The following is a 12,772-nucleotide window of genomic DNA, read 5'->3' as shown; positions in this document are numbered from 1 at the left end:
CTCCCGTCAGACCTCTTCGACGCTGCTCGGCTCGCGCCGGGACAGGTCGATGCCGAGCTCCTCCGCAGCGCGGAAGACGTCCTCGTCGGTGTCACGCATCTCGATGGACATACCGTCGCTGGACAGCACCTCCACGTTCAGGCAGAGCGACTGCATCTCCTTGATGAGGACCTTGAAGGACTCGGGGATGCCGGGCTCGGGGATGTTCTCGCCCTTGACGATGGCCTCGTAGACCTTCACGCGGCCGGTGACGTCGTCGGACTTGATGGTCAGCAGCTCCTGGAGGGCGTAAGCGGCGCCGTACGCCTCCAGCGCCCACACCTCCATCTCGCCGAACCGCTGGCCACCGAACTGGGCCTTACCACCCAGCGGCTGCTGGGTGATCATCGAGTAGGGGCCGGTCGAACGGGCGTGCAGCTTGTCGTCGACCAGGTGGTGCAGCTTCAGGATGTACATGTAGCCGACCGAGATCGGGTCCGGGAACGGCTCACCGCTGCGGCCGTCGAACAGCCGCGCCTTGCCGGACGGGAGGACCAGGCGGTCGCCGTCGCGGTTCGGGATGGTGTGCTGCAGCAGACCCGCCAGCTCGTCCTCGCGGGCACCGTCGAAGACCGGGGTGGCGACGTTGGTGCGCGGGGCGACCTGGTCGGCACCGATGGCCTGGAGACGCTGGGCCCACTCGTCGGCGAGGCCGGAGACGTCCCAGCCGCGGCTGGCGAGCCAGCCGAGGTGGATCTCCAGGACCTGTCCCGGGTTCATTCGGGACGGGACGCCGAGCGGGTTGAGGATGATGTCGACCGGAGTTCCGTCCTCAAGGAACGGCATGTCCTCGATGGGAAGGATCTTCGAGATGACACCCTTGTTGCCGTGGCGGCCGGCGAGCTTGTCACCGTCGGTGATCTTGCGCTTCTGCGCGACGTAGACGCGGACCAGCTGGTTCACGCCCGGCGGCAGCTCGTCGCCCTCCTCGCGGTCGAAGACGCGCACGCCGATGACCTTGCCGGTCTCGCCGTGCGGCACCTTCAGCGAGGTGTCACGGACCTCACGGGCCTTCTCACCGAAGATCGCGCGCAGCAGCCGCTCCTCGGGGGTCAGCTCGGTCTCGCCCTTCGGGGTGACCTTGCCGACGAGGATGTCACCGGCGATGACCTCGGCGCCGATGCGGATGATGCCGCGCTCGTCGAGGTCGGCGAGGACCTCCTCGGAGACGTTCGGGATGTCCCGGGTGATCTCCTCCGGGCCGAGCTTGGTGTCACGGGCGTCGACCTCGTGCTCCTCGATGTGGATCGAGGAGAGGACGTCGTCCTGCACGAGGCGCTGCGACAGGATGATCGCGTCCTCGTAGTTGTGACCCTCCCACGGCATGAACGCCACGAGCAGGTTCTTGCCGAGCGCCATCTCGCCGTTCTGGGTGGCGGGACCGTCGGCGAGGACCTGGCCCTCGATGACCCGGTCGCCCTCCAGCACGATGACCTTCTGGTTGACCGAGGTGCCCTGGTTGGAACGGGCGAACTTGGCCAGCCGGTAGGTGATGTACGTGCCGTCGTCGTTGGCGGTGGTGATGTAGTCCGCGGAGACCTCCTGGACCACACCGGCCTTCTCGGCCTTGACCACGTCGCCGGCGTCGACCGCGGAGCGGTACTCCATGCCGGTGCCGACGAGCGGGGACTCGCTCTTGATCAGCGGCACGGCCTGGCGCATCATGTTCGCGCCCATGAGGGCACGGTTGGCGTCGTCGTGCTCAAGGAACGGGATCATGGCGGTCGCGACCGACACCATCTGGCGCGGCGAGACGTCCATGTAGTCCACGTCGTCACCGGCGACGTAGTCGACCTCGCCGCCACGGCGGCGGACGAGCACCCGGGCCTCGGAGAAACGCAGCTCGTCGGTGAGGCCGGCGTTTGCCTGCGCGATGACGAAGCGGTCCTCCTCGTCGGCGGTCAGGTAGTCCACCTCGTCGGTGACCTGGCCGTCGACGACCTTGCGGTACGGGGTCTCGACGAAACCGAACGCGTTGACCCGGCCGTAGGAGGCGAGCGAGCCGATCAGGCCGATGTTCGGGCCTTCGGGGGTCTCGATCGGGCACATGCGGCCGTAGTGCGACGGGTGCACGTCACGGACCTCGAAGCCGGCCCGCTCACGGGAGAGACCACCCGGGCCAAGAGCCGACAGACGGCGCTTGTGGGTGAGACCCGACAGCGGGTTGTTCTGGTCCATGAACTGGGACAGCTGGCTGGTGCCGAAGAACTCCTTGATGGAGGCGACGACAGGCCGGATGTTGATCAGGGTCTGCGGCGTGATCGCCTCGACGTCCTGGGTGGTCATACGCTCGCGGACGACGCGCTCCATACGGGCCAGACCGGTGCGGACCTGGTTCTGGATGAGCTCGCCGACGCTGCGCAGACGACGGTTGCCGAAGTGGTCGATGTCATCGGTCTCGACGACGATGGAGCCGCCGCTGTCGCCGACCGTCTCGGTCTCGCCGGCGTGCAGCTTCACCAGGTACTTGATCGTCGAGATGATGTCCTCGACGGTCAGGATGCCGGCGTCGAGCGGGGCGTCCGCGCCCAGCTTCTTGTTGACCTTGTAGCGGCCGACCTTGGCGAGGTCGTAGCGCTTCGGGTTGAAGTACAGGTTCTCCAGGAGCGTCTGCGCGGCCTCACGCGTGGGGGGCTCGCCCGGACGCAGCTTGCGGTAGATGTCGAGCAGCGCGTCGTCCTGGCCCTGGGTGTGGTCCTTCTCCAGGGTGGCGCGCATCGACTCGTACTCGCCGAACTCCTCAAGGATCTGCTCGGTCGTCCAGCCGAGCGCCTTGAGCAGCACGGTGACCGACTGCTTGCGCTTGCGGTCGATACGGACACCGACCATGTCGCGCTTGTCGATCTCCATCTCCAGCCAGGCACCCCGGGACGGGATGATCTTGGCGGAGAAGATGTCCTTGTCGGACGTCTTGTCGATCGAGGAGTCGAAGTAGACACCGGGCGAACGGACCAGCTGCGACACCACGACACGCTCGGTGCCGTTGATGACGAAGGTGCCCTTGTTCGTCATGAGCGGGAAGTCGCCCATGAAGACCGTCTGGGACTTGATCTCACCGGTCTCGTTGTTGGTGAACTCGGCCGTGACGAAGAGCGGGGCCGCGTACGTGAAGTCGCGCTCCTTGCACTCGTCGATGCTGTTCTTCGGCGGCTCGAAGCGGTGGTCGCGGAACGTCAGCGACATCGACCCGGAGAAGTCCTCGATCGGGGAGATCTCCTCGAAGATCTCCTCCAGACCGGACTTGGTGGGGACGTCCTGACCGGACTCCAGAGCCTCCTCGACCCGACTCTGCCAAGCGGTGTTCCCGAGCAGCCAGTCAAAGCTCTCGGTCTGCAGCGCGAGCAGGTTGGGAACCTCAAGAGGCTCCTTGATCTTTGCAAAAGAGATGCGCAGCGGGGCGGTGCTGGCGCCGTTGTTCATATTCGCGTTCGAGGCAGTGCGCGAGGCGGCCAAGAGGGGGTCCTTCCGAGGGCTCGGACTCACTACGCGCTCCCCGGTCCCTTCCCGGACACAGAGACAGAAACCCCAGTTCAGAGAGGCTCGGTCGTCGGCATTCGGGTGAGGGCAGACCCCTGGTGACGGGCAGGGGATAGTTAACAGGCAGCGCAAAGGGTCAGTGTAGCCACTTGGCACACTGATGTCCAGTCCCCATTTTCTGAGACCCTCGCCATCGTCAACGCCTGCGTCCTGCCTGCCCTCAACGCACGTTGATACTGCCCTCTTCGTCGCCGATCCATGCCTCGGATTCGGACCGTTCTGGCGACGCGTCCTGAGAATTGCGCGCTGCGTGCGGTTCGTCAAGGCCCCGCTGCGCAAACCCGGTGCGCCGGAGACACGACGAAGATCACCATACCCCCCGCCGTCACGGGTGCAAGGCAACCGTGGTCGGCCTTCCGGGAACGCCGAAGAGCGACCACCCGGATGGATGATCGCTCTTCGCGGTCTGCGCGTTACAGCCCCGGGGGACGTGTTTCAGCGCACAGAGGTCTGCTCGACCTCAGGGGCCTTACTTGACCTCGACGGAGGCGCCGGCGCCCTTGAGGGACTCGGCGGCCTTCTCGGCGGCGTCCTTGGCGACCTTCTCCAGGACGGGCTTCGGGGCGCCGTCCACCAGGTCCTTGGCCTCCTTCAGACCGAGGGAGGTCAGCTCGCGCACGACCTTGATGACCTGGATCTTCTTGTCGCCGGCACCGGTGAGGATGACGTCGAACTCGTCCTTCTCCTCGACGGCCTCGGCGGGGGCGGCCGGACCGGCCGGGCCCGCGACGGCAACCGCGGCGGCGGCGGTGACGTCGAACTTCTCCTCGAACGCCTTCACGAACTCGGAGAGCTGGATCAGGGTCATGGTCTCGAACTCGGCGAGCAGTTCTTCCTGGGTGAGAGCCACGATGGCTTTCCTTCCACTAAATCGGCGGGTGCCGGATGTACATGTCTGGCGGGCGTACGTTCGGCCCGCTACGACCGCTCCCTCGGCGCCGTGCCTCGGGCACTGGCTTCAGGCGGCGGTCATTTCGCGAGCCGAGTTACTCGGCACCGCCCTGCTCGTCCTGCTTGGCGCGAAGCGCGTCCACGGTGCGGACGAGCTTCGACGGGAGCGCCTGGAAGACCTGAGCAGCCTGCGTCTGCTTGCCCTTCAGGGCGCCCGCCAGCTTGGCGAGCAGAACCTCGCGGGACTCAAGGTCCGCAAGCTTCTTGATCTCGTCGGCGGACAGCGCCTTGCCGTCAAGGACACCGCCCTTGATGACGAGGTTCGGGTTGTCCTTGGCGAAGTCACGAAGACCCTTCGCCGACTCCACCGGGTCACCGGTGACGAAGGCGACCGCCGTCGGACCGTTGAACAGGTCGTCGAGCGTCGTGATCCCGGCCTCGTTGGCCGCAATCTTGGTCAGCGTGTTCTTCACCACGGCGTACTGGGCGTTCTCACCGAGCGACCGGCGCAGCGTCTTGAGCTGCGCCACGGTGAGACCCCGGTACTCGGTCAGCACGGCGGCGTTCGAGCTGCGGAACTGCTCCGTCAGCTCGGCTACCGCGGCAGCCTTGTCGGGCCTTGCCATAGAGCGTCGGCCTCCTTCCGGGTGATGAGGACCGCTCAGAAGGGGCTGGGGAAACGAAACGCCCCGGCGCAGGCGCACGGGGCGTAGCTCGACCGAAGTCACACACGCGATGCGCGCGTCTCCGGGAGCACTTCCACAGTCACCTGCGCGGGTCGTCCGCGGTTCAGCGGATCCTTCGGCCACCGCACGCTCTTGCGAGCACACGGCAACGACCAGCGGTCTTTGGCTTCGTTAGGAGAGTACGGGACCGATGCACTGTCAAGCAAATCGGCCCCGCCCGGGCGGCTGAAGGGGGGCGGCTCAGGAGGTCAGCCCGCTCGCGCCCTGCCTCTTGAGCAGCGTCTCGAAGTCCGCGGTGTCGCCGGCCGGGGGTTGCTGCGCGCTGACCTTCACGCCGTAGTCGCTGTAGTGCGCGGTCTGGGTCATCGTGCCCGTCGCCGTGTCGGCCTTCTCGGTCTTCTTGACCAGCAGGTTGCGGTCGTTGACCCAGATGTCGACGGTCTCGGTGCTGACGCCGGCCTGGGTGAGCTGCTTCTTCAGACCGGCCAGCTGGCTCGCCGTGAGGCTGCTGTTCCGCCCGGCCAGGTCGGCCACGTTCACCGTGCCCGTGTAGTGGGTGGTGGCCTGGCCGTCGACCTTCTCCTCGCCGGCCTTCCGCACGTCGCCGGCGGCCAGCAGCATCTGTACCGACTTGTTGGGCGTGGTGTTCTGCATCTGGTCCTGGAGCAGCGCGCCGGACCCGCCGGCGAGCGAGGACAGGTCGCCGTACCCGTACCGGATCCAGTGCCTGCCGCCCGTCTGCGCGGCGAACGTGTCGCTCATCCTCGCGTAGTAGGCGTCGGGCAGATAGCGGGCCTCCATCGACGTCGTGCCGAGCCGGCGCATCAGCTCGGCCGTGCTGCCGCCGGTGTAGGTGATGGTGACCGTGCCGGTGATGCCGGCGTCCCAGGCGAGGCTGCCGTGCGTGGTCATGGACAGCAGGGATCCCATGGTCGTGGTGGAGCGGACCCGGGCGGAGTCGGCGCTGTTCGTGGACTTCTCCGCGGAGCGCAGCGCGGCGACGGGACTGACCCGGGTCGCGGCGCGGGCGCCGGCCCGGTCCTCCTTGCCGGAGCTCTGCGAGGCCCCGGCGGAGCAGGCGGCCACCCCGGTCAGCGCGGCCACCACCGCGATCGAGACGGCCGTACGACGCGCTCCCCGGCTCTTCATCCCGCCTCACCCCCCGTGAAGGTCCCGTCTCCCTCGACGCTAACCCAGGGCACTGACAGGGCGCCGGAAGTCGCACGAACAACAGGACGGGCCCCACAGCCTTTCGGCTGCGAGGCCCGTCCTGGTGGTGTCGCGTCCCTGACGCGGCTACCGGACCGAGCGCGTGGCTCAGACGGCGGCCGGGTCCTCCTCGACGAGGAGGTTGCGGGTGCGGTTCGGGTCGACCGGGATGCCGGGGCCCATGGTGGTGCTGACCGCGGCCTTCTTGATGTAGCGGCCCTTGGCGGCGGACGGCTTCAGACGGAGGATCTCCTCCAGCGCCGCGCCGTAGTTCTCCACCAGCTTGTCGTCCTCGAAGGACGTCTTGCCGATGATGAAGTGCAGGTTCGAGTGCTTGTCGACGCGGAACTCGATCTTGCCGCCCTTGATCTCGGTCACAGCCTTGGCGGTGTCCGGGGTCACGGTGCCGGTCTTCGGGTTCGGCATCAGACCACGCGGGCCGAGGACGCGGCCGAGGCGGCCGACCTTGCCCATGAGGTCCGGGGTGGCGACGACGGCGTCGAAGTCCAGACGGCCCTTCGCCACCTCGTCGATCAGCTCGTCGGCGCCGACGATGTCGGCGCCCGCGGCACGCGCGGCCTCGGCACGGTCACCGGTCGCGAAGACCAGGACCCGGGCGGTCTTACCGGTGCCGTGCGGGAGGTTCACGGTGCCACGGACCATCTGGTCGGCCTTGCGCGGGTCGACACCCAGGCGGAAGGCGACCTCGACGGTGCCGTCGAACTTGGTCGTGGAGGTCTCCTTGGCGAGACGGACGGCTTCGAGCGGGGCGTACAGCTTCTCCCGGTCGATCTTCTCGTCCGCAGCGCGAAGGGCCTTGCTGCGCTTGCTCACAACTTGCTCCTGTGTGTTCTGAAGGAGTCGTGGTGTACGGGCCGAGCAGGCCCTACCACGGTGGTTCTACGAAGGTGGGGTTCAGCCCTCGACCGTGATGCCCATGGAGCGGGCGGTGCCGGCGATGATCTTCGACGCGGCGTCCAGGTCGTTGGCGTTCAGGTCGGGAAGCTTGGTCTGGGCGATCTCGCGGACCTGCGCCTCGGTGATCTTGGCGACCTTGGTCTTGTGCGGCTCGCCGGAACCCTTCTCGACACCAGCGGCCTTGAGGATCATCTTCGCGGCCGGCGGGGTCTTGGTGATGAAGGTGAAGGAGCGGTCCTCGTAGACCGTGATCTCGACCGGGATGACCCAACCGCGCTGCGACTCGGTCGCGGCGTTGTAGGCCTTGCAGAACTCCATGATGTTGACGCCGTGCTGGCCGAGCGCGGGGCCGACCGGCGGGGCCGGGTTCGCCGCACCGGCGTTGATCTGGAGCTTGATGAGCCCCGTGACCTTCTTCTTCTTGGGAGGCATAGCTCTCCGGGTCCTTTCATTTCGGGTCCTGCCTGCGCGAGGGGACCAACCCGAACGCAGGCATACCGCACAACGATAACGGGTATAGATGCGCGGCCAAAAACCGAGCAGGTCAGGGGCCAAGGAAAGGCGCCTGACCTGGCACGGACGTCCACTCGGGCGCCCCGAAAGGGGCGCGGGGTCGTGGTGAACCAGCGGCTGCCGCCGCGCGGGCCCGACCAGCCCCCACCGGCCCGCAGCTGAGGTGCTACCGCTAGTTCTTCTGAATCTGGTCGAACGAAAGCTCCACCGGCGTCTCACGCCCGAAGATCTCCACCAGACCCTTGACCTTCTTGGAGTCCGGGTTGATCTCGTTGATCGTCGCCTGCAGCGTGGCGAACGGACCGTCGGTCACCGTCACCGAGTCGCCCACCTCGAAGTCCAGCACCTGGACCTCGACCTTGCGCTGCGGCGCCGGCTTGCCCTCGGCCTCCGCCGCCTCGCGTGCCGCCTTCTCCTCGGCCTCCGGCGCGAGCATCTTGACGATCTCGTCCAGGGTCAGCGGGTAGGGGTCGTACGCGTTGCCGACGAAGCCGGTGACGCCGGGGGTGTTGCGGACGACACCCCACGACTCGTTGGTCAGGTCCATCCGGACGAGCACGTAACCCGGCAGCTTGTTCTGCTTGATGGTCTTGCGGTCGCCGTTCTTGATCTGGACGACCTCTTCCTGCGGCACCTCGGCCTGGAAGATGTAGTCCTCGACGTTCAGCGAGACGGCGCGCTGCTCCAGGTTGGTCTTCACGCGGTTCTCGTAGCCGGCGTAGGTGTGGATGACGTACCACTCGCCGGGGAGCACGCGCAGCTCCTCGCGCAGCGCCTGGACGGGGTCGACCGGCTCGGCCGGCTCTTCCTCGACGGCCTCTTCGAGCTCTTCGGCTTCGTCGGCGTCCTCGTCGTCCGCCTCGTCCTCGTCCTCGACGTGGACCGCGGTCTCCTCGGCCGGCTCCCCCAGTTCGGCCTCGGCAGCCTCGAACTCGTCCTGCTCGTCCGCGCCCTCGACGATGTCCAGCTCGTCCTCGACGGCCTCTTCGGGCTCGACGGCGTCGTTCAGGTTCGGGTCAGACACGATGGCTGCTTCTTCCTGGATACATAGGGGTGGAACATGCGAAAACGGGCGCCGGTACCACGGCGCCCTTCGCTCTGTGCTCAGCCGAAGACGTACTTGGCCGCGTGGTTGAGCCCATAGTCAATCACGGTCACCAGAGCGATCATGATGGCGACGAAGAAGATCACCACGGTGGTGTACGACGTCAGCTGGTTTCGAGTCGGCCAGACCACCTTGCGGAGCTCCGCGATGATCTGGCGGTAGAAGGTGGCGAGGCGCTTCAGCGGGCCCTTCTTGGCACGCTTGCCGCCCTTGCGGCCCTTCTTGGACTCCTGCACCTCATCGGCATCAGGCGTGTCGATGGAGCCCACGGCGTCCGTCATTCGTCCTCACCTGGTCCCGGGTCATGGCCGTGCCGCGCCCGGTTTCTGGAGCCGCACGGCGGTGCAATGCTTGTACGTACATGCGCACACATCCTGGCGGTGTGTGTAGCAGGGCCGGAGGGACTTGAACCCCCAACCGCCGGTTTTGGAGACCGGTGCTCTACCAATTGAGCTACGACCCTTTGTGTGTCCCCCAACGTACCGCATCCGGCCGGGTGCTCGGTGTGCACCCGCTCAGGCACGGCTGTCGAAGGCCAACGAGGTGAGAGTGTACGTGGTCCGCGGCGCCGCGTCGAACAGAAAGTGGCAAGCCCGGGGGGCCGTACGGAAGATCGTCCTGGCCGGGGGCCGGATCCGCACGCCTGTTCATGGTTCGGCCCGAAGTTGTTCAGTCCGTGAAACCGGCGTGCCGGGCAGGTTTCCGGTCTGAAACGATGGGCCCCATGAGCGCTGCAACCCCTCCCACCGAGCGCCGGGTCTCCGCCCGAGTCGGCGCGATCTCCGAGTCCGCCACCCTCGCCGTGGACGCCAAGGCCAAGGCCCTCAAGGCCGCCGGGCGCCCGGTGATCGGCTTCGGCGCCGGTGAGCCCGACTTCCCGACGCCGGACTACATCGTCGAGGCCGCCATCGAGGCCTGCAAGAACCCGAAGTACCACCGCTACACCCCGGCCGGCGGTCTGCCCGAGCTGAAGGCCGCGATCGCCGCGAAGACGCTGCGCGACTCCGGCTACGAGGTCGACGCCTCCCAGGTCCTCGTCACCAACGGCGGCAAGCAGGCCATCTACGAGGCCTTCGCCGCGGTCCTCGACCCGGGCGACGAGGTCATCGTCCCCGCCCCGTACTGGACGACGTATCCGGAGTCCATCCGTCTCGCCGGCGGTGTCCCGGTCGAGGTCGTCGCGGACGAGACCACCGGCTACCGCGTCTCGGTGGAGCAGCTGGAGGCGGCCCGCACCGAGAAGACGAAGGTCGTCCTCTTCGTCTCCCCGTCCAACCCGACCGGCGCGGTCTACAGCGAGGCCGAGACCGAGGCGATCGGCCGCTGGGCCGTGGAGCACGGTCTGTGGGTCCTCACGGACGAGATCTACGAGCACCTGGTCTACGGGGACGCGAAGTTCACCTCGCTGCCGGCGATCCTGCCCGAGCTGCGCGACAAGTGCATCGTGGTCAACGGCGTGGCGAAGACGTACGCCATGACCGGCTGGCGGGTCGGCTGGGTCATCGGCCCCAAGGACGTCGTGAAGGCGGCCACGAACCTCCAGTCGCACGCCACGTCCAACGTCTCCAACGTGGCGCAGGTCGCCGCCCTGGCCGCCGTCACCGGCGACCTGGAGGCCGTGGCGACGATGCGCGAGGCCTTCGACCGGCGCCGCCAGACGATCGTGCGGATGCTCAACGAGATCGACGGCGTGCTCTGCCCCGAGCCCGAGGGCGCCTTCTACGCCTACCCGTCGGTCAAGGCACTGCTCGGCAAGGAGATCCGCGGCAAGCGCCCGCAGGACTCGGTCGAGCTGGCCGCGCTGATCCTGGAGGAGGCCGAGGTCGCGGTCGTCCCCGGCGAGGCCTTCGGCACGCCCGGCTACCTGCGTCTGTCGTACGCGCTCGGTGACGAGGACCTCGTCGAGGGCGTGAGCCGGATGCAGAAGCTGCTGGCCGAGGCGAAGGACTGACGCCTTTTCGCGCTCCACGCGCGCGTGCGGGCCGTCTCCCTCCGGGGAGGCGGCCCGTTCTCGTGCACCCGCTCGCCCGTGCGAGCAAGGCCACTAACGGGGAATCCGCTTCCGGTACGACAGGTACGTACGGCAGGATCCTGGAATGGAGCACGTACGTGATGTCTCTGAGCTGCCGAAAGCTCATCTGCATCTGCACTTCACCGGTTCGATGCGGCCGGCAACCGTCCTGGAACTGGCCGACAAGTACGGCGTACGCCTTCCCGAGGCGCTGACCGACGCCCTGACCAGCGGCGAACCACCGAGACTGCGGGCCACCGACGAGCGGGGCTGGTTCCGCTTCCAGCGGCTGTACGACGCTGCGCGCTCCTGCCTCAGGGAGCCCGACGACATCCGGCGGCTGGTCAGGGAGGCGGCCGAGGAGGACGTGAAGGACGGCTCGGGCTGGCTGGAGATCCAGGTGGACCCGACGTCGTACGCCCCGCGTCTGGGCGGTCTGATCCCGGCCCTGGAGATCATCCTGGACGCGGTGGAGACGACCTCCCGGGAGACCGGCCTCGGCATGCGCGTCCTGGTGGCCGCGAACCGCATGAAGCACCCTCTGGACGCGCGCACGCTCGCCCGCCTCGCGGTGCGGTACGCGGACCGCGGCGTGGTCGGCTTCGGCCTCTCGAACGACGAGCGGCGGGGCATGGCGCGGGACTTCGACCGGGCGTTCCACATCGCGCGCGAGGGCGGCCTGCTGGCGGCCCCGCACGGCGGCGAGCTGACCGGCCCGGCGTCGGTCCGGGACTGTTTGGACGACCTGCACGCCTCCCGGATCGGGCACGGCGTGCGCGCGGCGGAGGACCCGAGGCTGCTCAAGCGCCTGGCGGACCGGGAGATCACCTGCGAGGTGTGCCCGGCCTCCAACGTGGCCCTGGGCGTCTACGAGAAGCCCGAGGACGTGCCGCTGCGCACCCTCTTCGAGGCGGGCGTCCCGATGGCCCTGGGCGCCGACGACCCGCTCCTGTTCGGCTCCCGGCTGGCGGCGCAGTACGACATCGCGCGCGTGCACCACGCCTTCACGGACGCCGAGCTGGCCGAACTGGCCCGCCAGTCGGTCCGGGGCTCGGCGGCGCCGCAGGACGTGAAGGCCAAGCTCCTGGCGGACATCGACGCCTGGCTGGTCGCCCCGGTGGCCTGATACCCGCTCACGGGCGGGCGGGCTCCTCGGCGACGGCCAGCCCGCCCAGCAGGGTGCGGGCGACACGGGCGGCGAACGTGTCGACCGGCGGGCGTTCGCCGGTCGGGGTCGCGTCGTAGGCGAAGACGCGCTGGACGCAGGCGCCGAGCAGCAGGGTGGCGGCCGCGGTGGTGTCGGCGTCGGGGCGGATCCGGCCGGCCGCCTTCTCGGCGCGCAGGTAGGCGCCGAGGGCTCTCATCGGCACGTGCGGTCCCGCGCCGATGGTGCGGAGTGTGTCGTCGAGCTTCCGCTTGAGCTGGTGTTCGGCGTACAGGGACGCGGTGATCGGGAAGCTCTCCTCGTAGAAGAGGGCGGCCTGACGGGCGATCCGAGTGAGGTTGTCCTCAAGGCTGCCGCGGCCGGGTTCGACGGTGAGCTCGCCGAGGAGCGGGAGAAGCCGCGGCAGCCGCTCGGTGAGCACGTGCACGAACAGCTCTTCCTTGCTGGGGAAGTACTTGTAGAGGGCCGCCTCGGAGCAGCCGGCCGCCCTGGCGATCTCCTTGGTGGTGGCACGGGCGAGCCCGACGGTGCGCATCAGCTCGTGGGCGGCGTCGAGGATGCGGACGCGGGCCGGTTTCTGCTCCATGGCATCCAAGGATCACATGTCCCTTCCAGCGGATTCGCGGGACTTCTTCGAAGGCCCTTGACGGGTGAGTGAGTGCTTACCCACTCTAGAGGAGGCAGGGGTGAGTGAATAC

11 protein-coding genes and 1 tRNA gene are annotated in these 12,772 nt (G+C 68.0%); 2 read left to right on the top strand and 10 right to left on the bottom strand.

Annotated features, from left to right (window positions below; all coding sequences use genetic code 11):
• Positions 1–6 precede the first annotated feature (6 nt).
• From rpoB to OHB00_RS30425, 9 genes are all read right to left on the bottom strand, one after another.
• A complete protein-coding gene (rpoB, locus tag OHB00_RS30465) occupies positions 7–3,492 on the bottom strand; it encodes a DNA-directed RNA polymerase subunit beta (protein ID WP_406439426.1) in 3,486 nt (1,161 codons plus the stop codon).
• A gap of 553 nt (positions 3,493–4,045) precedes the next feature.
• The gene (gene rplL, locus OHB00_RS30460) at positions 4,046–4,384 is read right to left on the bottom strand and encodes a 50S ribosomal protein L7/L12 (RefSeq protein WP_406446055.1); all 339 of its coding nucleotides are present in this window, start codon (positions 4,382–4,384) and stop codon (positions 4,046–4,048) included.
• A gap of 178 nt (positions 4,385–4,562) precedes the next feature.
• Positions 4,563–5,093 carry a 50S ribosomal protein L10 gene (gene rplJ, locus OHB00_RS30455; RefSeq protein ID WP_009330729.1) on the bottom strand — a complete coding sequence of 177 codons (531 nt, stop codon included), beginning with the start codon at positions 5,091–5,093 and terminating at the stop codon, positions 4,563–4,565.
• 300 nt (positions 5,094–5,393) lie between these two features.
• Positions 5,394–6,302, bottom strand: a complete 909-nt coding sequence (locus OHB00_RS30450; RefSeq protein WP_406439424.1) for a hypothetical protein — start codon at positions 6,300–6,302, stop codon at positions 5,394–5,396.
• Positions 6,303–6,470: 168 nt separating this feature from the next.
• Complete coding sequence (rplA, locus tag OHB00_RS30445) at positions 6,471–7,196, bottom strand: 50S ribosomal protein L1 (RefSeq protein ID WP_360239580.1); 726 nt, start codon at positions 7,194–7,196, stop codon at positions 6,471–6,473.
• Positions 7,197–7,277: 81 nt separating this feature from the next.
• Positions 7,278–7,712, bottom strand: coding sequence for a 50S ribosomal protein L11 (gene rplK / locus OHB00_RS30440; RefSeq protein ID WP_055515278.1), 435 nt, complete (start codon positions 7,710–7,712; stop codon positions 7,278–7,280).
• A 253-nt stretch (positions 7,713–7,965) separates the two neighbouring features.
• Entirely contained in the window at positions 7,966–8,817 is an 852-nt protein-coding gene (nusG, locus tag OHB00_RS30435) for a transcription termination/antitermination protein NusG (RefSeq protein WP_406439422.1), read from the bottom strand.
• 80 nt (positions 8,818–8,897) lie between these two features.
• Complete coding sequence (secE, locus tag OHB00_RS30430) at positions 8,898–9,179, bottom strand: preprotein translocase subunit SecE (RefSeq protein WP_294005989.1); 282 nt, start codon at positions 9,177–9,179, stop codon at positions 8,898–8,900.
• A gap of 109 nt (positions 9,180–9,288) precedes the next feature.
• A tRNA-Trp gene (locus tag OHB00_RS30425) sits at positions 9,289–9,361 on the bottom strand.
• 261 nt (positions 9,362–9,622) lie between these two features.
• Between OHB00_RS30425 and OHB00_RS30420 the strand changes: the two genes are divergently transcribed.
• Both OHB00_RS30420 and OHB00_RS30415 read left to right on the top strand, forming a co-directional pair.
• Positions 9,623–10,849, top strand: coding sequence for a pyridoxal phosphate-dependent aminotransferase (locus OHB00_RS30420; protein ID WP_406439419.1), 1,227 nt, complete (start codon positions 9,623–9,625; stop codon positions 10,847–10,849).
• A gap of 145 nt (positions 10,850–10,994) precedes the next feature.
• A complete protein-coding gene (locus OHB00_RS30415; protein WP_406439417.1) occupies positions 10,995–12,035 on the top strand; it encodes an adenosine deaminase in 1,041 nt (346 codons plus the stop codon).
• 7 nt (positions 12,036–12,042) lie between these two features.
• On the opposite strand, the gene OHB00_RS30410 is transcribed toward OHB00_RS30415, so the two are convergent.
• Positions 12,043–12,660 carry a TetR/AcrR family transcriptional regulator gene (locus OHB00_RS30410; protein WP_406439416.1) on the bottom strand — a complete coding sequence of 206 codons (618 nt, stop codon included), beginning with the start codon at positions 12,658–12,660 and terminating at the stop codon, positions 12,043–12,045.
• Between the last annotated feature and the right edge of the window lie 112 nt (positions 12,661–12,772).

It is taken from the genome of Streptomyces sp. NBC_00631, assembly GCF_045206895.1.
GTDB lineage: Bacteria > Actinomycetota > Actinomycetes > Streptomycetales > Streptomycetaceae > Streptomyces.
This window is presented reverse-complemented; position numbering and strand designations above follow the sequence as displayed.